This window comes from Pseudomonas sp. GW823-FHT06E10, from assembly GCF_058794995.1.
In genome coordinates, this window is sequence record NZ_JBXAHJ010000003.1 from 364018 (window position 1) to 387736 (window position 23719).

The window sequence follows — 23719 nt, forward strand, 5'->3', positions numbered from 1 at the left end:
ACCACTTCGCGAATCCCTGAAAACTCAGGAGGCGAACATGAGCAAACAACCGCAACCCCAAAGCCGCTCCAACCCCCAGCCCAGATCCCGTCCGCTGGTGCCGAACCTGCCGGGCAAAACCGGCAACAAGTCCGGTGGCTTGCGCGGTAACTATCCGCCGAAGAAGTCGTAATTGCCTCGGGTGTACGACAGGCTTTGCAACGGAGTCTGTCGCACTCCCCCGTCACTTCAGCATTACTTGCCTCTATATCGGACATTGTTTTCCAAGAGCGACGTCGTAGCTGCCTAGAATGATGGCCAAACGCTACGCTCTCCACGGCATCTCAAATACAGCTCGACCATGCCGCCAACAGATTCGCATCCCTGACTCTGAAAACGTCTGCCCCTTAACGAACCCAAGCCTTCGCGATGTCCCGTGTTGCCATAAACCCTGCTTTTTCTGGCTCATTTACATGGAGTAAGCGTACATGCCCTTCCCCCCTCGTTTCCTCGACCACTACCGCAAAGCCGACCGCATCATGCTGGGCCTGATCTGGCTGATGTTCGCGTTCGCTATCGGCCTGGCGTTCTGGCACGACACGTTGAAGCAGGCGCTGCTAGTGGGCGGTGGCACCAGTGTGTTGTTGACGTTGTTGTATCGAGCCATCGGCGGAACGCGGTTGATGCGTTGTCTGCTGGGCGTGGGTTTGATGGTGATGGCGGCGTTGCATATCAATCAGGCCGAGGGGGTCATTGAGTCGCACTTCGGGATTTTTGCGTTGTTGGCAGTGCTGACGTTTTATCGGGACTGGCTGCCGATTCTGGTGGCGGCGGTGACGATTGCGCTGCATCACGTGGTGTTTCATGCGCTGCAGCATCAGGGTTTTCCGGTGTTTGTGATGGCCCATCACGGTGGCTGGACGATGGTGTTCGTTCACGCTTTTTATGTGGTGATGGAGACGGTCGCGCTGCTCTATCTGGCGGTGCACAGCCAGGCCGATGCGGTGGAGAGCCAGGACATGCTGGACAAGATGCTCGCTACCACATCCCAGTTCACCGCGGGTGCCGGCCAGGGTGACAAGGCGCGAGTGCATGTGTCGCTGGCACAGCGCTTCGATCAGTTTTTGATGCAGATCACCGCCTTGGTGGACGGGGTGGTGCGTGACTCTCAGGGTTTGGGTCAGTTGGGGCAGGAGTTGGCCAAGGCCAGTAATACGCTGGAGAAAGGCGCGAAGCATCAGTTGACGGAAATCGCGCAGATGACCGGGTCGATGCAGCGCATGGGCGATGCGATGGAGCACATCGTGGTGCATGTCGAGCATGCCGTTGTCCATGCCGGCCAGGCCAGCGCGCAAGTCACTCGCGGCCAGGAAAGCGTGAACCGTGCGCGGCAGGAAATCACTCAACTGGCCTCACGCCTGGAAGGCACCAACCAGACCGTGCAGGTACTGGCCGGGCAGGCGCAGCAGATCGGTACGGTGCTGGAGGTGATCAGCAGCATTGCCGAACAGACCAACTTGCTGGCACTCAACGCGGCGATTGAAGCGGCGCGCGCCGGCGAGCAAGGCCGGGGCTTTGCGGTGGTGGCCGATGAGGTGCGCAGCCTGGCGCAACGCACGGCGGTGTCCACCAAGGAAATCCGCACCATCATCGAAGCCTTGCAGCAAGGCAGCCGCAAAGCCGTGGAGGCCATGCAGGACAGCCGCGAAGGTGTAGTGCGCTGCGTCGAGGACAGTCAGGTGGCCGCTGCAATGTTGCAGGCCGTCGGCAGCGACATCTCGCAGATCGATGAGCTCAATGGGCGGATCGTCACGACGACCCGCGAACAGTCCTCGGCAAGTTTCGAGATTGTCGGGCGCTTGCAGTCGGTGCAGAGCATTGCGCAAAACACGGCGGATGATGTGGAGACACTGGCGCTGAGCAGTCGGCGCTTGCCGCCCATTGCGACCCGGCTGGATGCGTTGGGGCGGACGTTTCATCAATGATGCTCGACGGGAGAAGTTTTCCGTTGGTCGAACCGATTTGCTCTACAGACTCAACAAACCTATCTTTGAGTCTATGGAGTCAAGATAGGTATTGATCATGGCCGTCCCCCTGCAACCCCAATCCTTCAGCAAAAACCAATGCGTCACCGGCCTGCGTGCCGCCGTGAGCATTCTGGAAAAGTGGAAGGCCAACAGTGACCAGGCCTGTCGCATCCTGCGTATTTCCCGCAGCACCTACACCCGCGCCCGGCAGCGGGACCCGGACTGGGCGGTGGCGCTGGATGCGGACCAGATGCAGCGCATCAGTTTTGTGTTGAACATTCACGCGACGTTGCGGCTGGTGTTCGACAACCCGGATAACGTGTACGGCTTTGCCTCGATGGCCAATGACAACGAGTTTTTCAACGGGCGTTCGCCGCTGGAGATCATGGCCCAGGGCGACATGATTTCGCTGTACGAAACCTTCCGCCGCATCGACATGCTGCGGGGTGCGCAATGGTGATGGCGAGTGAGCTGGCGGTGTTTGCCGGTCAGTCGTTGCAGGCTTATCGCCTGGTCAATTCGAAGTTTCCGCCCATTGCGTTGTTTGATGATGTGGCGGATGCGGCTGAGTTCGAGGTGTTGTTCGAGATTCAGGCGCTGACCAATCCGCGGTTGAAGAATGAGGTGGGTCAGCTGGAGTTGATTGCGCGCCGCGAGATCCCGTTCGGCATTCCGGGTTGCTCCTACGCCATTGCGCCGTTTACCCACGTCAACCCGGCGGGCTCGCGTTTCAGCGATGGCCGTTTTGGGGTGTTGTACCTGGCGGAGTCGATGGACGCGGCGCTGGCCGAGGTGCGGCATCACCAGGCGCTGTATTGGTCGAGGGTGCCGAGCCTGAACTATGAGCGCTTTGTGTTTCGTGGATTGGCCTGTGCATTTGGCGATGGCGGGATGAAGGACGCCACGGCCCTGCCGATGAGCGATCCGGTGTATGCGCCGGACGACTACAGCCACTCCCGTGTGTTGGGGCAGGCGGTGCGCGATGCCGGTTGCCCCGGTTTGCGTTATCACTCGGTGCGGATGCCGGGCAGTCATTGCTGGGCGTTGATGACGCCGAGGCCGGTTTCGTCGATTGTGCAGACGGCGCATTACGAGATGGTCTGGAATGGGCAGATCACCAGTGTCAGTCAGATCAGTGAGGCTTGAGCCCCGTTGTCAGGCACATGAAAACCTGTGGGATCTGCGATCCATTGAGCGCATCGATAGTCACCATCATTTCAATGAAGTTCTCTTAAAAATTCCCCGGCGTAACATCTGCTCCATACCAACCCATAAGCACTCCGGAGCACACCATCATGAAACGCCAAACCCTCCTCAGCATCGCTTTCTCGGTTTTCGCAGTTAACGCTTTCGCCGCTACCTCTGCTCAACCTGTGGTCGCTGAAGGCGGCTCGGATCGTCTGATTGAAAGCCGTGTGGCCGAGGGTGGTTCCGATCGCCTGATCGAAAACCGCGTCGCCGAGGGTGGCTCCGACAAGTTGATGCAAAACCGTGTTGCCGAAGGCGGTTCCGATAAGCTCCTGCAAAACCGCGTCGCCGAAGGCGGTTCCGACAAGCTCTTGCAAAACCGCGTCGCTGAAGGTGGTTCCGACAAGCTCCTGCAAAACCGCGTCGCTGAAGGTGGCTCCGACAAGCTCCTGCAAAACCGCGTCGCTGAAGGTGGTTCGGATCGTTTGATCGAAAGCCGCGCTGTCTGAATGCAGTGCTTGACCGCAGGACTCAACGAAAAGCCCGGCCTCATCAGCCGGGCTTTTTCGTGGGGGTTATCAATTCGCCCGTTGTTCATGCACTTTCGCGGATCGCGAGAGGCCAATCTTGATGCCGACTAGCACGGGCGCGGCAAAGACGAACAGCAGGGCCACGGCGAAGAACGCCGTATCGAAAGCAATCACCGTGGCCTGACCTGATACCGCCTTGCCCAGCAGGCTCGTGGTTGCCCGGCCAGCGGCCACCTGATCCATGCCCTTCCCTGCCAGCATCGCGGTTGTGGTCATCAGCCGTTCGATGACCGCGTGTCCCCCTGGGGTGACGTTGGCGCCGAGGACCACGCCATTGCTGACAACCTGATGGTCAATCAAGGTCTGCAGCCCGGCGACGCCCATCAAGCCTCCCAACTGGCGCCCTGTGTTGAACAGGCCGATGCCGCTGGCCAGGTTGCGGCTGTTGAGGTGGCTGAAAGCAATCAGCGTGATCGACAGAAACAGGAAACCAAGGCCCAGGCCGCGCAACAGGATGGCCGCCATCATGTCGTCGGTGCCGCTTTCGCTGTTGGAGCCGGACAGCATCCACATCGCCCCCATGATCAGCAGGATACCCAACGGCACGGTCGCCACCGGCGGCACGCGACGCACGCTGAACAGATAGGCGGCGATGAGCAGCGAACCGACAAAAAAACCGCCACTGGGCAACAGGAGCAGGCCGGCATCGGTCGGCGTGAACGCGAGTACCGACAGGGCGAACGCCGGGATCAGGTAGGCGCTGCCGAACAGGGCGGCACCGGCGACGAAACTGACGATAAAGGCAAAGGTGAAATCGCTTGTTTTGAACAGGCTGAAATCGAGCAACCCCTGGCCGTTGGCCAACACCTGTTGACCGAGAAAGGCCAGCAGCGCGGCGGCACCGATCACCGTCAGTGCCAGGATGCGCGGTTCCTCGAACCAGTCCCAGCGGCTGCCCTGGCTGAGCACGTAGGTGAAACAGAACAGGGCCGCAGAGAGCAGCGAGAACCCGAGCCAGTCGAACGAATGTTGCCGGACCCTGGCGGGCATGGGGTGGTCGGCGATGAGCAAGAGGCCGGTCGCCGCCAGGGCCAGCGGCACCACGCTGAAGAAAATCCAGGTCCAGGACTGGCTGTCGATCAACCACCCTTGCAGGGCTGGCGCGAGGGTCGCCGACGCGACCACCGCCGCCATGGCGAACAGGGCTTGCAGGATCGGCTGAAGCGCGCGCCGATAGCCGCGAAAGATGATCGCCTGGCCCGCCACCAGCAAAGCACCTCCCGCGAAGCCTTGCAGGATGCGTAATGCGATCAGCAGTTCCAGCCAGGCGGTAACGGCAGCCACGCAGCACGCCAGGCCCATGACCAGGGTGGCGCCGATGATCACGTTGCGCGCAGAAAATCGCTGCATCAGCCAAGGGGCGAGCATGAACCCGATCAGCTTGAACGCGATGTAGCCGACATCCAGCCAGGCGAACTCGTCAGGCGTGGCATAGGTGTCGCCGATGATGTCGCCGCGACCGAGGGCCAGCACGGTGCTGGCGATCGCTTCCGTCAACGTCGCCAGCACGATGCCCACCATGAGCAGGACGCCGTTCATTGTCCTGGCGCTGCTCGGCGTGGCGCAGGCAACGCGGCTCATGAGCCTGCCCCTTGTGCAACTTCCACCCGCGCGGACAGGCCCGGCACGATGCGCCCCGGCAGGGGGTTTTCAGCCAGGCGGATCTTCACCGGGACGCGCTGCACGACACGCACAAAGTTCCCGGTGGCGTTGTCGGGCGGCAGCAGGCTGAACGCCGAGCCACTGCCTGGTGCAAAGCTGTCGACCACGCCATCGAGTGCCGCATCGGGGTAGCCATCGACCGTGACGCGCACCGGCTGACCGGGGCGAATATGTTCCAGTTGGGTTTCCTTGAAGTTCGCCACGACCCATACATCATTGACCGGCACGATATCGAGCAAGGAAACGCCCGGTGTGACGAAACGACCGAGGCGAACCTGACGGTTACCGACCACGCCATCCACAGGGGCGTGTACCACGGTGTGCTCGAGATCGATCCGGGCGAGGTCACGTGCGGCCTCTGCCTGACTCACAGCGGCCACGCCAGCCTCGCGCTCGGCTACAAACACCGTGATGCGCTGCTGTTGCGCCTCGACCGTTGCCGAAGCGGCCGAAACCGAGGCCGCGGCTCTGGATTGCGCGGTGCCGGTTTCATCGACCAGGGCCTGGCTCACCGCATTGCTGACGATCAGTTTGCGGCTGCGGTCGTGGGTCTTGGCCGCCAGGCTCATGTCGGCGGAGGCTGAACGCCTTTGAGCTTCGGCCTGCCTGATCAGCGCATGCTGGAGCTGGATCTGTGCGTCGACATGGGTCAGGCGCGCCTGGGCGGCGCTGACATTGGCCTCGGCTTGCGCAAGTTTGGCGCGGTAGTCGCGGTCATCGATTCGAAACAGCACATCACCGGCACGCACGGCCTGGTTGTCCCGGACCTCGACCGCCGTGACATAGCCGGCGACCTTGGCGGCCAGTGAGGTGACGTCCCCGCGGACATACGCGTTGTCGGTCGAGGTCACGCCACCTGAAAACGCCATGGCTCCCCAAACCGCCACGACCATCAAGGCCGCGACGCACAGCAACAGGCCGATGGTCTTGCGCTTGCTTCGCCGCACCACGACCACAGGCGTGCCGCTACTTGCGCTGGTGGCAATGGCGGCCTTGTCCAGGAGCGAGTTCATTTTTTCATTTCCTGTTCAGTGCCAAGAACTGACTCAGCCACTGGGCGACAGTGGTCTGCCGCCCGGCGGTCGAGCCTTCATGAGCGCGTGATCGGCTCACTGTTTGATAGGCGTTACGAGTACCTTTTCCTCGGTGTCGAGGACGAACACCGCCAACAGGCGTGCAGGTTGGGTGTCACTGGCGTTGGCGCTGACCAGGTGCACGGAGCCCGGCTCCTCTACGAAGTTTTCGCCGACGTTGTAGATCTTTTCCGGCTGGCCTTTGACCTGGATGCGGAACGAACCCTCCAGCACCGTTGCATAGATGAAGGCCGTTTTCGGATGGGTGTGGGCCGGCGACGCGGCACCCGGCCCATACTCGACGACCACGCCCCTCATGCTCTTGCCAGGGATGTTGGGAATGGGACGGTCGAACACCACCGTCACCTTGCCGGGGGGCGGCTCGGCGGCTGATGCGGCGCTGATCGAGAGCGCTGCGAAGACAGCGGCCATTAGCAAACGGGTAACCATGGGCTTTCTCCTGGATTCGTAGGGTAATGTGCGGGTGCGATTCGTTACTGCGCTGTCGACCGGGCCAGCCAGTCGTCGAAGCGGATCGCCCCCAGGCGTGCGTTCTTGCCGGTGACCAGCGATTGATCGTCGAGCACGGCGCCGAAGTAACGGGCATGTACATCCGGCACGACCTTGCGGTTGTCCTGGGTCGCCCGCAGATAACGCCTGGCCAGTTCGTCGATCGGCATGGTTTCCGGGCCGCCGACTTCAACGGTGCCATTGACCGGTGCTGCCAGCACGACATCGGCCAGCGCCGCTACCACGTCGTCGGACGCTATCGGCTGGATCAGCGCCGGCGAAGCATGAATTTCCTCGCCAACGGCGAACGACTGGACAATGCCGCCGGCAAACTCGGAGAACTGCGTGGCACGTAGAATGGTGTAAGGAACGCCGGATGCCTTGATAAGGGCTTCCTGCGCGACCTTGGCCCGGAAATAGCCGGTATCGGGAAGCCGTTCGCTGCCGACAATCGACAAGGCTACGTGATGACGAACCCCGGCAGCGGCTTCGGCGGCCAGCAGGTTACGGCTCGACGTTTCAAAGAAATCGAGAACGGCCTGGTCTTCCCACGACGGCGCGTTCGCCACGTCGACCACCACATCAGCACCATCCATCGCTTCGGCCAGGCCTTCGCGGGTGATGCTGTTCACGCCCGTGCTGGGGCTGGCGGCGAGCGCATCATGGCCGCGCTCGCGCAGGGTGTTCACAAGTTTCGATCCGATGAGGCCGGAGCCTCCGATGACGACGATCTTCATGACTTTTCTCCACTTGTCGACTGCAACCATTGCGTCGGTGTAGAAAGAGTGCCTGCGCGCACCAGGCAAGTCCTTGCGCCGGGCTTGGGTTTGCCTTGGCGAGTGCTTGGATTTATGTCCAAAGCTATTGACGTTCGTCCAGCCGCCCTTGCCGCAGACGGTGCAGCGGGTGTCGAGCTGCCGTATCATCTGCCTCAGTTACCAACCGCCAGCCGCCTGGGACACGGAGTTGAGGGCGCTTCGCCAGGGGATGCTCAATTTGCCATTCACGTTTGAAGACTACGTACTCGATCAGGAGCGCCGGGAGCTGACCCTGCGCGGGCAAATCGTGGCCGTCGGACCGCAGGTTTTCGATCTGTTGCTGCTGTTCGTCAACAATCCCGACCGAGTCGTCAGCAAGGACGAGTTGCTCAAGGCGGTGTGGGGCGACCGGATCGTTTCGGAATCGACGATCACCAGCCACATCAATGCGGTGCGCAAGGCCATTGGTGATACCGGTGAGGAGCAGCGCCTGGTGCGCACCGTCCCCCGCAAGGGCTACCGCTTCGTTGGTCGGATCAACGACGACTTGAGCGGGCAAACACCACCACAGCCTGACCTCGACGAACGCGCAAGCGCTGCCCCGAAACAAATCCCCTCCCCTACGCTCGTCCTGCCGGACAAACCCTCGATTACCGTCCTGCCCTTCCAGAACCTGAGCGGCGATCCGGAGCAGGAGTATTTCGCCGATGGCGTCGTGGAGGACATCATCGCGGCCCTGTCGCGTATCCGCTGGCTGTTCGTCATTGCGCGCAATTCGAGCTTCACCTACAAGGGCCAGGTCGTGGACGCCCAGGGCGTCGGCCAGGAACTGGGCGTGCGCTATGTGCTCGAAGGCAGCGTGCGCAAGTGCGGGAACCGGCTGCGCATTACCGGGCAACTGATCGACGCGACAAGCGGGACGCATATCTGGGCGGAGCGCTTCGAAGGCCTGCTCGACGACCTCTTCGAGCTGCAGGACCAAATCACCGAAAGCGTCGTCGGTGCCATCGCACCGCAACTGGAGCGGGCAGAAATCGAACGCGCCAAGCGCAAGCCGACGGAAAGCCTGGACGCCTACGACTACTACCTGCGGGCCATGGCAAAACTGCACAGCGGCAGCCGGGAAGCCATCGAGCAGGCGCTGCCGATGTTCTACCAGGCCATCGAACTCGATGCGGAATTTGCTTCGGCCTATGGCATGGCCGCCTGGTGCCACTTCTGGCGCAAGCTCAATGGCTGGATGAGCGATCGACCCGCAGAAATCGCCGAGGGCATACGCCTGGCGCGTCTGGCGGTGACCCTCGGCCGCGACGATGCCGTCGCGTTGACCCGGGGCGGACATGCGCTTGCTCATCTCGCCGGCGAAGTCGACGGCGGGATTGCGCTGCTCGACAGGGCGCGCCTGCTCAATCCCAACCTCGCCCCCGCCTGGTTTCTGGGCGGTATCCTGCGGGCACTGCACGGTGAAACAGACGCCGCCATCGAGCATTTGAACCATGCCGTTCGCTTGAGTCCGCTGGATCCGGAAATGTTCAGGATGCAGGTGGGGATGGCGCTCGCGCATTTCTTCGCCGGGCACTTCGATGCCGCTGCGCAGTGGGCGGAAAAGGCCCTGGGTAACCTGCCCAGTCTGCTGGTCGCGGCGGCGCTGGTGGCGGCCAGTGATGCGCTCGGCGGTCGAATGGAAAAAGCGAATCTGGCGATGCAGCGTCTGCAAAAGCTGGATCCTTCTTTGCGTCTGTGCACCCTCAAGGATTGGCTGCCCATTCAACGGCCTGAGGATTTCGCCCGTTTCGTCGATGGACTGCGGCTGGCCGGGCTACCGGAGTGAAGACGACCACCCTGTAGGAGCGAGCTTGCTCGCGATGGTCGTCAACGATGACGCGGGTTTTCTGATTAAACGCGGTGTCTTCAAGTTCATCGCGAGCAAGCTCGCTCCTACAACGTAGGCTAAGCTTTGATCAACTCGTTGCTCATGATGCTCGGTTCTGCAGGTTTTGGGTTTTTCTGGAGAGCGTCTGCAACAGCTATTCCAGACTGGCCCAAACCTTTCACGCAGGATTGCCGTGATGACAGAGCCCCTCCTCAGCTTTGATGCACTCAAGCGCGCCGCGGCTGCCGGCGAAATCGATACCGTACTGGTCTGCATGGTCGACATGCAGGGACGCCTGGTCGGCAAGCGATTCCAGGTCGAGTTTTTCATCGACAGCGGCCACGAAGAAACCCACTGCTGCAACTATCTGCTGGCCGATGACATCGACATGGAGCCGGTGCCGGGTTACGCCGCGGCCAGTTGGAGCAAGGGTTACGGCGATTTCGTGCTCAAGCCCGACATGTCCACCCTGCGGCGCGTGCCCTGGCTTGAGTGCACGGCGCTGGTGCTGTGCGACGTGCTCGATCATCACCATCGCCAGGACCTGCCCCACAGCCCAAGGGCCATTCTGAAAAAACAGGTCGAGCGCCTGCGCGAGCGTGGTTACACCGGCATGTTTGCCTCGGAGCTCGAGTTCTATCTGTTCGATGAGAGTTACGAGGCGATCCACAAGCGCAACTATCAAAAACCGAAAACCGCCGGCCATTACATCGAAGACTACAACATCCTCCAGACCACCCGCGAAGAGCCGGTGCTGCGGGCGATTCGCAAGCACTTGCAGGCCTCGGGCATTCCCGTGGAAAACTCCAAGGGGGAATGGGGCCCCGGCCAGGAAGAGATCAACATCCGCTACGCCGATGCCCTGACCATGGCCGACCACCACGTCATCATCAAGCACGCCTGCAAAGAGATCGCGCAATTGCAGGGCAAGGCGATCACCTTCATGGCCAAGTGGCGCTACGACGCTGCCGGCTCCAGCAGTCACATCCATAATTCGCTGTGGGACAAGAACGCCAAGAAGCCGCTGTTCTTCGACGCGAAAGCCGAGTTCGGCATGTCGAAACTGATGCGTTCCTGGGTCGCCGGCCAGCTCAAGTACGCCAACGACATCACCTGTTTTCTCGCGCCCTACATCAATTCCTACAAGCGCTTCCAGGCTGGCACTTTTGCGCCGACGCGGGCGGTCTGGAGCCGCGACAATCGCACCGCCGGCTTTCGCCTGTGTGCCGAAGGCAGCAAGGCCATCCGCATCGAATGCCGCATCGGTGGAGCCGACCTCAACCCCTATCTGGCCTTCGCCGCATTGATCGCGGCGGGCCTGGCCGGTATCGACGAGAAGCTCGATCTGGCGCCGCCGTTCGAAGGCGACGCCTACCTGGATGAGCATTTGCCGGAAGTGTCCAAGACACTGCGCGAGGCGAGCGCCGCACTCAAGGCCTCCGGCATGTTGCGCAAGGCGTTCGGCGATGAGGTGGTCGATCATTACGTGCACACCGCCGAGTGGGAGCAGAAAGAGTACGACCGGCGAATCACCGACTGGGAATTGCAGCGCGGTTTCGAGCGCTATTGAGAACATCATGACTGCGAAGGTTCAATTGATCTCCCCGGTCGATGGCCGGGTGTACGCCGAGCGCGAGGTGGCCGATGCGGCGCAGATCGAGCAGGCGCTGACGGCCGCTGCCAGCGCACAGGCGGCATGGCAACGCCGCTCACTGAGCGAACGCGCGGCGTTTTGCACTGCCGCGGTGGACGCAATGCTGTCGATGCAGGCCGACATCGTGCCGGAGCTGGCCTGGCAGATGGGCCGCCCGGTGCGTTATGGCGCCGGCGAACTGCGCGGTTTCGCCGAACGCGCCCGGCACATGATCGCTATCGCACCGCAGGTCCTTGGCCGGGTAGAACCCGAGCCTGTCACGGGATTTCGCCGCTATATCAAGCGCGAGCCGCTGGGCACGGTGCTGGTGGTCGCTCCGTGGAATTACCCCTATCTGACGGCGGTGAACACGATTATCCCGGCGCTGATGGCCGGCAACAGCGTGATCCTCAAGCATGCTTCGCAAACGCTGCTGGTGGGCGAGCGTTTCGCCGAGGCCATGCGTCGCGCAAAACTGCCCGAGGGGTTGTTCCAGAATCTGCTGCTCGACCATGTGTCGACCGGGGCGATCATTGCTTGCGGGCGCGTGCAGCAAGTGAACTTCACCGGTTCCGTGGAGGCTGGAAAAGTCATGGAAAGCGTCGCCAGCGGACAATTTCTCGGTATGGGCCTGGAGCTCGGCGGAAAAGACCCGGCCTATGTACGGGCAGACGCCTACCTTGAACAGGCGGTGGAAAATCTGGTGGACGGCAGTTTCTTCAATTCCGGGCAGAGTTGCTGCGCCGTGGAACGCATCTACGTCGACCAGAAAATCTACCCGGTGTTTGTCGAGCGCTTCGCCGAACTGACCCGCCAGTACGTGCTGGGCAACCCACTGGATGAAGCCACCACCCTCGGTCCGCTGGTGACACCGGGCGCCGCATTCTTCGTTCGCGGCCAGATTGCCGATGCGCTGGCCCAGGGCGCCAAAGCGCTGATCGATCCGAAGTCCTTTCCCGCCGACGTGCCGGGCAGCGCCTACCTGGCACCGCAAGTGCTGGTGGACGTGAACCATCAAATGTCGGTCATGCGCGACGAAAGCTTTGGCCCGGTGGTCGGCATCATGCCGGTGGCCAGCGATGAAGAAGCCATCGCCTTGATGAATGACAGTGAGTTCGGGCTCAGCGCTTCCATCTGGACCCGGGATCTCGCAGCGGCCGAACGCCTGGGCAACGAGATCGCCACCGGCACGGTGTTCATGAACCGCTGCGACTACCTGGACCCGGCACTGGCCTGGACCGGCGTGAAGAACAGCGGTCGCGGCGTCACCCTGTCGCCACTGGGCTACGAGCACCTGACCCGGGCCAAATCCTTTCATCTGCGTCACGAGGTGTAGACCATGAACCTGACAGGAAACTGGAACTACCCCACGAGCGTTCGTTTCGGTGTCGGGCGCATCGCCGAACTGGCCGAGGTCTGTCGCAGCCAGGGTATCCAGCGACCTTTACTTGTGACCGACAGCGGCCTGGCGCGCGCACCGATCACCACGGCGGCACTGGACGCATTGCGCGCCGCCGGTCTTGGCGTGGCGCTGTTTTGTGACCTCAAGCCCAATCCGGTGGAAGCCAACCTCGCCGGCGGGCTCGATGCCTGGCGTGCCGGCCAGCACGATGGCGTGATCGCGTTCGGTGGCGGCAGTGGCCTGGACATGGGCAAGCTCATTGCCTTCATGAGCGGCCAGACCCGTCCGGTCTGGGACTTCGAAGACATCGGCGACTACTGGACCCGCGCCGACGACAGCCGCATCGCCCCGGTCATTGCCGTGCCGACCACGGCGGGAACCGGTTCCGAAGTCGGCCGTGCGGCGGTGATCATCGACGAGCGCACCCACACCAAACGCATCATCTTCCACCCGAAAATGATGCCCCGCGTGGTGATCAGCGATCCGGCCCTCACCGTCGGCATGCCCGCCAAAATCACCGCAGGCACCGGCATGGACGCGCTGTCCCATTGCCTGGAAGCGTACTGCGCCCCCGGCTTTCACCCCCTGGCCGATGGCATTGCCGTGGAAGGCATGCGCCTGGTGGCCAACTCACTGGTGAAGGCGGTACACACGCCGTCGGACCTTGAGGCCCGCGCACAAATGCTCGCGGCGGCGGCCATGGGCGCCACGGCATTCCAGAAAGGCCTGGGCGGGATGCATGCGCTCTCCCATCCGGTGGGTGCGTTGTACGACACCCATCACGGCATGACCAATGCCACCTTCATGCCCTATGTCCTGCACTTCAATCGCTCGGCCATCGAGGAGCGCATCACCCGCCTGGCGGCGTACCTGCGCCTGCCCTCCCCGGGGTTCGACAGTTTCCTGGCCTTCGTCCTCAAGCTGCGCAAGGACATCGGCGTGCCCCATACCCTGGTTGAACTGGGCGTGGATGACCGGCAGGCCGACCTGATCGCCGACATGGCGATTGTCGACCCTTCCGCTGGCGGCAACCCGCTGCCATTGACCCGGGACGGCGTGGCAAAGATTTTCGACGCGGCACTTCACGGCCGTCTGTAGGAGCGAGCCTGCTCGCGATGGACTTGAGGATGACGCGGGGGGGCAGGCTCCCCGCGTCATCGTTGACGTTCATCGCGAGCAAGCTCGCTCCTACAGAAAACCAAGGTCGAGCCTACGGCGGCTTAGTTCGGCCTGTCCAAAACCTGAAAAGGGGCACACATCATGAACCCAGCAAGCCAGCCGGGCACCGAAACGCACGACGATGACGTCAAGGTGCTGCACAGCATGGGCTATGCCCAGCAACTCTCACGACGAATGGGGGTTTTCTCCAACTTCGCCATTTCCTTTTCGATCATCTGCATCCTCTCGGGTGGCATCAACTCCCTGGCCCAGGGCACCTCGGGCGCGGGCGGGGCATCCATCGGGATCGGCTGGCCAATCGGTTGCCTGATCTCCGGGGTATTCGCCATGGCCATGGCGCAGATTTCCTCGGCCTACCCCACCGCTGGCGGCCTGTACCACTGGGGCTCGATCCTCGGTAACCGCTTCACCGGATGGCTGACCGCGTGGTTCAACCTGCTGGGGCTGGTCACGGTGCTGGGCGCGATCAACGTCGGTACCTATTACTTCTTTTTCGGTGCCTTCGGGCCGGCACTGGGCATGGAAGACACGACCACGGTCAGGGTGATTTTCCTGGCGATCCTCACCGGCCTGCAGGCCTTGTGCAACCACTTGGGGATCGGCCTGACCGCCAAGCTCACTGACTTCTCAGGTTACCTGATCTTCGCCACGGCGCTGGCCCTGACCATCGTCTGCCTGATATCGGCACCCAGCTATGAATTCGCACGGCTGTGGACCTTCGGCAATTATTCCGGCGAAGCGGGTGGCAGCGTCTGGCCGCAGGTCTCCAACGGCTGGGTGTTCATGCTCGGCCTGTTGTTGCCGATCTACACCATCACCGGCTATGACGCCTCTGCGCATACCTCCGAGGAAACCCGCAACGCGGCCATGTCGGTGCCGCGCGGCATGGTCATGTCGGTGGTCTGGTCGTTGCTGTTCGGCTGGCTGATGCTCAGCGCGTTCGTGCTGATGCTGCCGAACATGGACGAGGCGGCCAAGCAAGGCTGGAACGTGTTTTTCTGGGCCATGAACACCCAGGTCGACCCGACACTGAAACTGGTGCTTTTCGTGGCGATCTTCATTTCGCAGGTGCTCTGCGGGCTGGCCACCGTCACCTCGGTTTCACGGATGATCTTCGCGTTCTCCCGGGACGGAGGCCTGCCCTGCTCAAAAGCGCTGTCCTCGGTCTCATCGACCCATCGCAGCCCGGTAGCGGCCATCTGGACCGGCGCCACCCTAGCGGTGTTGTTCGTCTGGGGATCGTCGGTGATCTCGATCGGGACAACGCCGGTCTATACCATCGTGGTGTCCTGCACGGTGATCTTCCTGTTCTTCTCCTTCGCCATTCCCATCGCGCTCGGCCTGTTTACCTTTGGTACGTCGAAGTGGCCGACCATGGGGCCGTGGAACATGGGGCGTTTCTGGTACTCGGTGTTCGCCATCCTCTCGATCCTGGCGATGATCATCATTTTCGTCATCGGCATCCAGCCACCGAACGATTGGGCGCTGTACATCACCATCGGTTTCCTGATCCTGACGGCCATCGTCTGGTTCGGTTTTGAAGCCCGGCGCTTCCAGGGGCCACCGGTGGGCGACATGATCGTCAAGCGCCAGGCTGAAATTGCCGCGGCGGAGGCGGCGTTGGACAGGAAATAGGCGAGTGCTGATTAACCTGTGGGAGCGAGCTTGCTCGCGATGGCGGTGTGTCAGGCGCCATTGATGTTGGATGTCCGGCCTAATCGCGAGCAAGGTTATTTGGCGTTTCCGGGCTTTTTTGCAGGCTGATGATCTATCCTGTGCCTCCCCGATTCAGCCCCGGAGACGCCAGTGCCCGTCCTCACCGCCCGCGAGGTTTACCAGCCGTTGCGCGATGCCGCTCAAGGCATCTGCACCTTCAAGCGAGTCGACGACGCCTGCGAGCCTGACCATGTACAGGTCGACATCGACGGCTGGCGCCTGACGCTCGACGTCGACGCCGGTCACCTGCGCCACTGCCTGCACGGCCAAAGCCCCGATGGCCGAGAATATGTGTTCGACAACGGGCAGCGCTTCGGCACCGACCCGGTGAGTTTGCTCAGCACCTGGGAGCTGGCGCAGATTGAACGGCTGCTGGCCTGAATCTTTCGCAACCTGTCGTTCCCTGGCCGCACTTGTGATACACAAGCCGGAGTGATTTTCGCGTCCAAGGAGGTTCTGCCCATGCCCCGTTCCCTGCGCCTGCCGCACTGGCTGGCCTGCACCCTGCTCGGTTTGCTCGCTGGCAGCGCCCAGGCCGGCACGACACCCCCGGCGCCCGATGCCTTGCAGCCCTTGCTGGCGACGATGAATGAGCGGTTGAACATCAGCGAACTGGTGGCGCTGACCAAGTGGGACAGCGGCAAACCGGTCCAGGACAACACCCGGGAAGCGCAAGTCATCGCCAACGCCAGGAAGCAGGCGGCTGAACGCCAGCTTGACCCCGACGATGTCGCCGTCCTGATCGCCGCCCAGATTGAAGCCAGCAAACTGGTGCAATACGGCCGGCTCGCACAATGGCAAGCGGCGCACAAGGCACCGGACACGCCACGGCCAGACCTGGGCAACGACATCCGGCCCAAGCTCGACAACCTGCTGAACCTGCTGCTCACGCAGTACGCCGCGTTCCTGCCCTACCGCAACGACCCGAACTGCCCGCAATGGCTGGCCACCGAACGTTCCGCGCTGATCAAGGATTATTTGCATGGCCAGGCGATGATTCGTGCGACCGGGGAGCTGTGTATTGCAGGGCGATAACGTCAAATGAGCCACATTGAAACCCTCGCCAAAATCCTGCTCGGCCCGTTGTTGCTGGCGCAGGGCCTGTATACGCGGCGGGTGACGCCCAAGTTGCCGGAGGCCGAAGGTGACCGCCAGGGCGAGGCCGGCAGCGGTGACGTGCTGCGCTTGTTGATTGTCGGCGACAGCGCCGCAGCGGGGGTGGGTGCGGCGACTCAAGGTGAAGCCCTCAGTGGTCGGCTGGTCGCGCGCCTGGCCGATGATTACCAGTTGTCGTGGAAACTCTGGGCGCACTCGGGGCTGGATTCACAAGGGTTGCTGGAGCTGCTCGAACAGCACGCCCCCGAGCCGTTCGATGTGGCGCTGTTGTCGATTGGCGTCAACGATGTCACCAGCTCTCTCACCCTGGATCAGTGGCTCGCTCGGCAACGGCGCTTGATGGCGCTGCTGTGCGATAAATACGCGGTGAGGCAGATCGTGGTGTCGCCGCTTCCGCCGATGCATTTGTTCCCCGCGCTGCCCCAGCCGCTGCGCTGGTTTCTGGGTTTCAGGGCGCGGCGGTTCAATGCACATCTTGCGGATCTGGCCGCACGCCTGGATCAATGTACGATGCTGACCACCCCGCTGGCGCCCGAACCGGGATTGATGGCCAGCGATGGTTTTCATCCGGGGCCGATGCTTTATCGTCAATGGGCCGACGATGCCGCCAGGGTGATCGACCAACGCTTTCGCACCACAACAATAAAAACAGGAGTTGAAGATGTCTGAGCTGAAACTGAACCCCAATGTCGCAGCGTCCCTGAAGCAGTGGCACGCGATGCTCGACAATCGCGACTTGAGCGGTTTGCCCGAAATGCTCGATCCGCAGGCGGTGTTCCGTTCGCCGATGGCGCACACGCCGTATCCGGGAGCGCCGGTGGTGTCGATGATCCTCAATACGGTCATGGACGTGTTCGAGGATTTTGCCTATCACCGTGAGCTGGCGACGGCGGATGGCTTGAACGTGATTCTCGAATTCAGCGCCAGGGTCGGCGAGAAAGAGCTGAAGGGCATCGACATGATCCGCTTCAACGAACAGGGCAAGATTGTCGAGTTTGAAGTGATGGTGCGGCCGCTCAGTGGCTTGCAGGCGCTGGGTGAGGAAATGGGGCGGCGGTTGGGGGCTTACCTGAAGGCCAGCAAGGCCTGATGTCCTGATCCCCCCCCCCCTGTAGGAGCGAGCCTGCTCGCGATGGTCGTCAACGAAAACGCGTGCTTGCTGGCTAAACGCGGCGCTCTTGAGTCCATCGCGAGCAAGCTCGCTCCTACAGGTTTTGTGTAAAACCGGAAGTCATCACACCATCGGCTGGTGACTGGTCACGCAGTGAATGCCGCCACCGCCTGCGGAGATCGCGTCGATGTCGAGTTGCACCACCTTGCGCTGCGGGTAGAGTTCGGACAGCAGGTCGAAGGCTTTGGCATCGGCTTCTTCGTCGCCGAATTGCGGAGCGATGATCGCGCCATTGATCACGAAGTAGTTGATGTAGCCGGCGGCGAAATCCGGGTTGTCGTTGCTGAACCGGCTGTTGCGCGGGTTGAGCGGCGGCGACACGGTATGCACCTGCAACTTGCGGCCATCGGCATCCGTGGCGTTTTCCAGGATCTGCAGATGGGCGCGAGTGACCTTGTAGTCGTAGGACTCGGGGTCGTTGTCGAGGTTGGCGATGACCACGCCGGGCTTGACGAAGCGCGCATAGAAGTCGACGTGGGCGTCGGTGATGTCCTTGCCCTTGATGCCCGGCAGCCAGATGATTTTGCGCAGGCCCAGCCGTTCTTTCAGTTCCTCTTCGACCTCAGCCTTGCTCCAGTCCGGATTGCGATTGCGGTTGATCCAGCTGCTTTCGGTCATTATCCCTGTGCCGTGGCCATCCACTTCGATGCCACCGCCCTCGCCCACCAGTTCGCTTCGCTGGTAATCCGCCTTGGCGTTTTCGGCGACCAGGGCGGCCAGTTGCGCATCGTCCGCATGCTGCTGTTTGTTGCCCCAGCCGTTGAAGTTGAAGTCCACGGCAGCAAGGCCGCCGCTTCCGTCGACGACAAAATTGGCGCCGATGTCGCGCATCCAGATGTCATCCAGTTCGGTGATCACGAAGGTCGTGTTGTGGCTGCCGCATTTGGCTTCGGCCAGGCGCCGTTCGCTCTGGCGACAGAACACGGTGACCGGCTCGTATTGGGCAATGCTGCGGGCGATCCGGCCAAGGGCGTCTTGCACGTGGGGCGTGAAGTCCTCCCAGATCGCGGCCTGTGCCCCGAAGGCGATGAAGGCCCGCTGGTGTTTGTCCCCTTCATCGGGCATGTACCAGTTGCCTTTGCCGGCCGCTCGCACCGGCAGGGAGGCAAAGCCCAATCCTATGGACGCCAGCGCGCCCAGTCCGGCAGCGACCGATACCTGCTTGATGAATGTTCGACGTGTCGGCATGTGATTTCCTGAAATCGAGGTTTGGCCGGCCCTCGGGCCGGCCGATGATCATTTGACTGTAGCGGTCTTGAACTTGGTCCAGGTGCGCATGCGTGCCCGCATGTCGGCCTGGGGAATGTCCTTACCGGGAATCAGCCGCGCGTAGGTGGCATCATCGAGGTAGATGTCCGGGTTGTTGCGCATCGCGGCATCGACATCCGGTCGTGCCTTGGCGTTGGAGGTCGGGTAGCCGGTGAAGTTGCTGATGGCTGCCATGTTTTGCGGGCGCATCACGAAGTTGATGAACGCGTAGGCGTACTCCGGATGCCGGGCGTCGACGGGAATGGCCATGGTGTCCATCCACACCGTGGTGCCTTCGCGGGGGATGCGGTAGTGGAAGGCGGTTTTCTTGCCGGCACTGTCAGACGTGCGTTGCGCCTGTGTCATGTCACCGCTGTAGCCGAGGGACATGCACAGGTTGCCGTTGACCAGGTCGGTCACCGGTTGCGACTGGAATTTGCGAATGTACGGCCGCAGTTTCATCAGCAAGTCACTGGCCGCCGCCAGGTCCGCCGGTTTGGCGCTCCGCGGGTCGCGGCCCAGGTAATTGAGCACCACGGCCAGCACTTCGTCCGGCGAGTCGATCATCGAGATGCCGCAGTCGGCGAATTTCGCCGCCAGTTCCGGTTTGAACAGCATGTCCAGGCTGTCGACCGGCGCATCCGGCGCACGCTGGGCGATCTGCCCGGCGTTGTAGGTCAGGCCGATGGTGCCCCAGGTGTACGGGACCGTGGCCTGGCGCGACTGCTCATAGTGCGAGCGCAATTTCTGCAACCCCGGCTCGACGTCGTTCAGAGCAGTAAGTTTTGACTGATCCAAGGGCTGCAAACTGCCGGCGCGCATCAGGCGTTCGGCCACGGTGTCACCGGGGAAGATCAGGTCGTAGCCGCTGCCGCCAGCGAGCATTTTCGCTTCCAGGGTTTCACTGCCGTCCATCACGTCGTAGATCACTTTGATCCCGGTTTCGGCGGTGAACTTGCTCAAGGTGTTCTCGGCGAAATAGTCGGCCCAGTTGTACAGCCGCAGGGTTTTCTCCTCGGCGTGCAACGCAGGCACCGCACAGCTCAGCGCCAGCCCCATGGCCAGGCACAGCTTGTTGATCGTGTTCATGTCACACCCCTTGGGTTGCCCAGCGTGAATGGATCTGACGACCGTCCTGGGTCAACAAGGCGCCGTACATTTCCGGACGGCGATCGCGGTAGATACCCCAGGTCAGGCGGTCCTCGCGCATGGCCGCCAGGTCCAGGCTGTGGACCAGCACGCCGGTGCTGTCACGGTCGGCTTCGGCGAGCAACTTGCCCTTGTGGTTGCAGATGAACGACGAGCCATAGAAGCTCATTTGCAGAGTCGGGTCGGTGGTCGCCGCTTCCCGGCCGACCCGGTTGGCCGCCACCACCGGCAGCAGGTTGGCGGCGGCGTGGCCGCGCATGGTCATCTGCCAGTGATCCCGGGAATCGAGAGTGGCACAACCCGGTTCGGAGCCGATGGCCGTCGGGAACAGCAGCACTTCGGCCCCCATCAACGCCAGGCAGCGAGCGGTTTCGGGGAACCACTGATCCCAGCAGATGCCCAGGCCGATGCGCCCGAACGCGGTGTCCCAGACCCGGAAACCGCTGTCGCCGGGGCTGAAGTATTCTTTCTCCTGATAGCCGATGGCGTTGGGGATGTGGGTCTTGCGGTACACACCCAACAGGCGCCCGTCGGCGTCGGCCACGCTCAGTGAGTTGAAGTAGGCGTTGCCGGCCTTCTCATACCAGCTCAGCGGCAGCACCACGCCCAACTCTTTCGCCAATGCGGCGAAGCGCTGGAGCACGTGGCTTTCGCGATACTCCTCGGCCAGTGCCAGGTGTTTGTGGTGTTGCTCGATGCAGAAATACGGCGTGGCGAACAGCTCCTGCAACAGGATGACCTGCGCGCCCTTGGTCGCCGCTTCGCGGACCAGTTGCTCGGCCTGGTCGAGGTTGTGTTTCAGGTCCCAGGTGCAGGGCATCTGGGTGGTGGCGATGGTCAGCAGTGTCATGGCATCAACCCCGCACCGGCCAGGCCGGCTGTTGCTGGGTGATGCAATGCACACCACCACCGCCATGGGCCAGATGGTTGATCCGCACCGGCACCACTTCACGACCGGGGAACGCCTGCGCCAGCACTTCGGCAGCGACCTTGTCGGCATCGATGCCGTAGGCCGGCATGATGATCGCGCCGTTGGCGATATAGAAATTGGTGTAGGAGGCGCAGAACACTTCGGCCTCGGTGTCCACCGCATCGGTGGCTTCGAACAGTTCGATCAGTTCGAACTGGCGGCCCTGGGCGTCGGTGGCCAGTTCAAGGGCGCGGCGGTTCTCCCGGGCCACTTCGGCGTACACCGATTGCTTGTCGTGGGTGGCGTCCACCAGCAACACGCCGGGACGGGCAAAGGCGCACACGCCATCGACGTGGCCGTCGGTCATGTCGCCGGTCACATAGTCGGGATCGCCCGGCAGCCAGATGGTTTTCTTCACACCCAGCAGGCGGGTGAAGATCTCTTCGATCTCGGCCTTGGTCACGCCCGGGTTGCGATTGGGGTTGAGCAACACCGATTCAGTAGTGATCAGTGTGCCCTCGCCGTCCACATGAATCGCGCCGCCCTCGTTGCTCAGCGCCGTACCAAAACACTCCAGCCCCAAATGATTGAGCGCACGGCGGGCCAGGCTTTCGTCCAGATCGTGGGCCGACTTGCCGCCCCACGCATTGAAGCGCCAGCTCACACCGGCCAGGCCTCGCTGCGGGTGGCAGACGAAGCTCGGGCCGGAGTCGCGGCACCAGCTGTCGTTGACCGCCAGTTCGATCAACTCGATGTTCGGCCCGCACAACGCCTTGGCGCTGGCGACAGCTGAAGGATCGACCACCAGTTTCACCGGTTCGAAGCGGGCGATGGCGTTGGCCACCCGGGCGAAATCTTCTTGAACCTGTGGCAGTGTCACCCGCCAGCCTGACTCCCACAGGGTCTTGTTGTGCGGCCAGACCATCCAGGTGGCGGCGTGAGTGACCCACTCGGCCGGCATCGTCCAACCGCTGTTTTGAATTACGTTCTGCTGCATGACAAGCACCTCTGAGTTAAGTCATTGTGTTCAATGAAAACGGCCTTGGCGGTCTTGGCATGCATGCTACGGCTGGAAAAACAGGCAAACAAACGATGGATTTTCCAGACAACTGATTAGAGGAGCTTATCGATATGCTCAAACACTGGCCGCCCCTGAGCACCCTGCGCGGCTTCGAAGCCGCCGCCCGGTTGGGCAGTTTTCACAAGGCTGCCGACGAGTTGCACCTCACCCAATCGGCGATCAGCCAGCAGATCCGCAGCCTTGAGGCGTACTTGGAGCAACCGTTGTTCCATCGCAGCGGGCGCAGCGTCAGCCTGACCGATGCCGGTCACGACTTGCTCAGCACCACCCAGGCGTTGTTGCAGCAACTGGCGGTGGGCATTCGCCGCTTGGGGCAATACCAGAAGCCCAATCAACTGGTGCTCAACACCACACCGGCGTTTGCCCGGCACTGGTTGTTGCCACGGTTGGGGGATTTCCGCCGACAGCATCCGCAGGTCGATCTGTGGATTTTCAGCACCGATGAAGTGCCGGACATGGCCAGCCAGACCATCGACCTGGCGGTGCGCGACGACATCAGCTCCCAGGCCGAATGCAGTTTCAAGGTGCTGCACGCCGACCGCCTCTACCCGGCGTGTCACCCGAGCCTGTTGGCCGTGCCCGTGGAACAGCGCACCACCTTGCATGGCGAGCGGGAAATGGACTGGAGCCACTGGGCGGTGGAATCGGGCATAGATGTGGGGCAGATGGATCAGGGGCTGAATTTTTCCGATCCGGGTTTGCTGCTGGACGCAGCCTGTACCGGACTGGGCATTGCGCTGGTGAGCCAGTTGCTGAGTCGGCAGGCACGGGCCACCGGGCTGTTGCAGCCGATGGTGGAGCAAACCATCCGCGGCCCGAACTGGGCGCTGCTGACCCACCGTGACAGCGAGAACATCCCGATGGCCCGGGCTTTTACCCAGTGGCTGGTCGACAACCTGGCGGCCGAGCAGCAGACCGCGGCGTGATCATTGCGCCGGGAAAGTTTGCAGGTAGGCCAACAGGTCTTCGATCTTTTCCGGGTCACTGAGGCCCCAGAAAATCATGCGGGTGCCGGGGACGACTTTTTTCGGCGCCTCAAGGTAGGCGATCAGGGTTTCGCGGTCCCAGACCAGGTTGGCGGATTTCATCGCGTCGGAATACACGTAGTCCGTGGTGACGGCGGAATGGCGACCGATCACGCCATTGAGTTGCGGGCCAAAGAAGGCACGAGCCGATTCTCCGATCTGATGGCAGCCACTGCAGAGGCGCTTGTACACTTTCTCCCCGGCCTGGACATCGCCCGCAGCAAGAGTGGGTGTGCTGAACAGGCCCGCGATGAGCGCCGAGGCGAGGGTCAGTGCTGCGAGTTTCTTCATGTTCCGTTTCCAGTCGGGTGTTGCCGGATGGATATTGGAACATGCGGGCCGGGGATATCCCAAGTGGTCAAATGGACGCAATCCCTGTGGGAGCGGGCTTGCTCGCGAAAGCGGTAGTCCAGCCACCTACGATGTTGA

24 protein-coding genes are annotated in these 23719 nt (G+C 62.1%); 15 read left to right on the forward strand and 9 right to left on the reverse strand.

Going from position 1 to position 23719, the window contains the following annotated elements:
• Window positions 1-37: 37 nt before the first annotated feature.
• The 5 genes from AC1Q6Y_RS07305 to AC1Q6Y_RS07325 all read left to right on the forward strand — a co-directional run bounded on the left by AC1Q6Y_RS07305 (window position 38) and on the right by AC1Q6Y_RS07325 (window position 3703).
• Complete coding sequence (locus AC1Q6Y_RS07305; RefSeq protein ID WP_349735644.1) at window positions 38-172, forward strand: hypothetical protein; 135 nt, start codon at window positions 38-40, stop codon at window positions 170-172.
• 295 nt (window positions 173-467) lie between these two features.
• On the forward strand, window positions 468-1964 hold the full coding sequence (locus AC1Q6Y_RS07310) for a methyl-accepting chemotaxis protein (protein WP_492624284.1): 1497 nt from the start codon (window positions 468-470) through the stop codon (window positions 1962-1964).
• A gap of 97 nt (window positions 1965-2061) precedes the next feature.
• Window positions 2062-2466, forward strand: a complete 405-nt coding sequence (locus tag AC1Q6Y_RS07315; RefSeq protein WP_090456513.1) for an antitoxin Xre-like helix-turn-helix domain-containing protein — start codon at window positions 2062-2064, stop codon at window positions 2464-2466.
• The gene (locus AC1Q6Y_RS07320) at window positions 2460-3152 is read left to right on the forward strand and encodes an RES family NAD+ phosphorylase (protein ID WP_057714234.1); all 693 of its coding nucleotides are present in this window, start codon (window positions 2460-2462) and stop codon (window positions 3150-3152) included. Before AC1Q6Y_RS07315 ends, AC1Q6Y_RS07320 begins: the two co-directional genes overlap by 7 nt.
• Window positions 3153-3301: 149 nt before the next feature.
• Window positions 3302-3703, forward strand: coding sequence for a hypothetical protein (locus AC1Q6Y_RS07325; RefSeq protein WP_407515584.1), 402 nt, complete (start codon window positions 3302-3304; stop codon window positions 3701-3703).
• A gap of 69 nt (window positions 3704-3772) precedes the next feature.
• On the opposite strand, the gene AC1Q6Y_RS07330 is transcribed toward AC1Q6Y_RS07325, so the two are convergent.
• The 4 genes from AC1Q6Y_RS07330 to AC1Q6Y_RS07345 all read right to left on the reverse strand — a co-directional run bounded on the left by AC1Q6Y_RS07330 (window position 3773) and on the right by AC1Q6Y_RS07345 (window position 7766).
• Window positions 3773-5365, reverse strand: coding sequence for a DHA2 family efflux MFS transporter permease subunit (locus AC1Q6Y_RS07330; RefSeq protein WP_492624285.1), 1593 nt, complete (start codon window positions 5363-5365; stop codon window positions 3773-3775).
• On the reverse strand, window positions 5362-6459 hold the full coding sequence (locus AC1Q6Y_RS07335) for an HlyD family secretion protein (protein WP_492624286.1): 1098 nt from the start codon (window positions 6457-6459) through the stop codon (window positions 5362-5364). The genes AC1Q6Y_RS07330 and AC1Q6Y_RS07335 overlap by 4 nt, the downstream gene beginning before the upstream one ends.
• A gap of 96 nt (window positions 6460-6555) precedes the next feature.
• Entirely contained in the window at window positions 6556-6969 is a 414-nt protein-coding gene (locus AC1Q6Y_RS07340) for a cupin domain-containing protein (protein WP_090456521.1), read from the reverse strand.
• 44 nt (window positions 6970-7013) lie between these two features.
• Window positions 7014-7766: an SDR family oxidoreductase gene (locus AC1Q6Y_RS07345; RefSeq protein ID WP_492624287.1), complete on the reverse strand. Its 753-nt coding sequence runs from the start codon at window positions 7764-7766 to the stop codon at window positions 7014-7016.
• Between the two features lie 259 nt (window positions 7767-8025).
• On the opposite strand from AC1Q6Y_RS07345, the gene AC1Q6Y_RS07350 reads away from it, so the two are divergent.
• The 9 genes from AC1Q6Y_RS07350 to AC1Q6Y_RS07390 all read left to right on the forward strand — a co-directional run bounded on the left by AC1Q6Y_RS07350 (window position 8026) and on the right by AC1Q6Y_RS07390 (window position 17796).
• Entirely contained in the window at window positions 8026-9618 is a 1593-nt protein-coding gene (locus tag AC1Q6Y_RS07350) for a winged helix-turn-helix domain-containing tetratricopeptide repeat protein (protein ID WP_492624288.1), read from the forward strand.
• A 238-nt stretch (window positions 9619-9856) separates the two neighbouring features.
• Complete coding sequence (locus AC1Q6Y_RS07355) at window positions 9857-11230, forward strand: glutamine synthetase family protein (protein WP_489847500.1); 1374 nt, start codon at window positions 9857-9859, stop codon at window positions 11228-11230.
• 7 nt (window positions 11231-11237) lie between these two features.
• Window positions 11238-12629, forward strand: a complete 1392-nt coding sequence (locus AC1Q6Y_RS07360; protein WP_492624289.1) for an aldehyde dehydrogenase family protein — start codon at window positions 11238-11240, stop codon at window positions 12627-12629.
• Between the two features lie 3 nt (window positions 12630-12632).
• Complete coding sequence (locus AC1Q6Y_RS07365) at window positions 12633-13793, forward strand: iron-containing alcohol dehydrogenase (protein ID WP_090456528.1); 1161 nt, start codon at window positions 12633-12635, stop codon at window positions 13791-13793.
• 162 nt (window positions 13794-13955) lie between these two features.
• Window positions 13956-15509, forward strand: coding sequence for an amino acid permease (locus AC1Q6Y_RS07370; protein ID WP_223503343.1), 1554 nt, complete (start codon window positions 13956-13958; stop codon window positions 15507-15509).
• 171 nt (window positions 15510-15680) lie between these two features.
• Complete coding sequence (locus AC1Q6Y_RS07375; protein ID WP_492624290.1) at window positions 15681-15971, forward strand: DUF7693 family protein; 291 nt, start codon at window positions 15681-15683, stop codon at window positions 15969-15971.
• An 81-nt stretch (window positions 15972-16052) separates the two neighbouring features.
• Window positions 16053-16625 carry a chorismate mutase gene (locus AC1Q6Y_RS07380; protein ID WP_154908717.1) on the forward strand — a complete coding sequence of 191 codons (573 nt, stop codon included), beginning with the start codon at window positions 16053-16055 and terminating at the stop codon, window positions 16623-16625.
• 6 nt (window positions 16626-16631) lie between these two features.
• Complete coding sequence (locus tag AC1Q6Y_RS07385; RefSeq protein WP_090456531.1) at window positions 16632-17375, forward strand: SGNH/GDSL hydrolase family protein; 744 nt, start codon at window positions 16632-16634, stop codon at window positions 17373-17375.
• A complete protein-coding gene (locus AC1Q6Y_RS07390) occupies window positions 17368-17796 on the forward strand; it encodes a nuclear transport factor 2 family protein (protein ID WP_154947871.1) in 429 nt (142 codons plus the stop codon). Before AC1Q6Y_RS07385 ends, AC1Q6Y_RS07390 begins: the two co-directional genes overlap by 8 nt.
• Window positions 17797-17940: 144 nt before the next feature.
• Here AC1Q6Y_RS07390 and AC1Q6Y_RS07395 read toward each other — a convergent pair whose 3' ends face one another.
• The 4 genes from AC1Q6Y_RS07395 to AC1Q6Y_RS07410 are packed head-to-tail and all read right to left on the reverse strand — an operon-like array spanning window position 17941 to window position 22181.
• Window positions 17941-19065 (reverse strand): agmatine deiminase family protein, encoded by a 1125-nt coding sequence (locus tag AC1Q6Y_RS07395; RefSeq protein WP_492624291.1) that lies wholly within the window; start codon window positions 19063-19065, stop codon window positions 17941-17943.
• A gap of 48 nt (window positions 19066-19113) precedes the next feature.
• The gene (locus AC1Q6Y_RS07400; RefSeq protein WP_492624292.1) at window positions 19114-20214 is read right to left on the reverse strand and encodes an extracellular solute-binding protein; all 1101 of its coding nucleotides are present in this window, start codon (window positions 20212-20214) and stop codon (window positions 19114-19116) included.
• A 1-nt stretch (window position 20215) separates the two neighbouring features.
• The gene (gene aguB / locus AC1Q6Y_RS07405; protein WP_492624293.1) at window positions 20216-21124 is read right to left on the reverse strand and encodes an N-carbamoylputrescine amidase; all 909 of its coding nucleotides are present in this window, start codon (window positions 21122-21124) and stop codon (window positions 20216-20218) included.
• A gap of 4 nt (window positions 21125-21128) precedes the next feature.
• The gene (locus AC1Q6Y_RS07410; RefSeq protein WP_492624294.1) at window positions 21129-22181 is read right to left on the reverse strand and encodes an agmatine deiminase family protein; all 1053 of its coding nucleotides are present in this window, start codon (window positions 22179-22181) and stop codon (window positions 21129-21131) included.
• 134 nt (window positions 22182-22315) lie between these two features.
• Between AC1Q6Y_RS07410 and AC1Q6Y_RS07415 the strand changes: the two genes are divergently transcribed.
• Window positions 22316-23191: a LysR substrate-binding domain-containing protein gene (locus tag AC1Q6Y_RS07415; protein WP_223503333.1), complete on the forward strand. Its 876-nt coding sequence runs from the start codon at window positions 22316-22318 to the stop codon at window positions 23189-23191.
• On the opposite strand, the gene AC1Q6Y_RS07420 is transcribed toward AC1Q6Y_RS07415, so the two are convergent.
• Window positions 23192-23581 carry a c-type cytochrome gene (locus AC1Q6Y_RS07420; protein WP_489338812.1) on the reverse strand — a complete coding sequence of 130 codons (390 nt, stop codon included), beginning with the start codon at window positions 23579-23581 and terminating at the stop codon, window positions 23192-23194. It abuts the gene before it with no gap.
• Window positions 23582-23719: the final 138 nt, after the last annotated feature.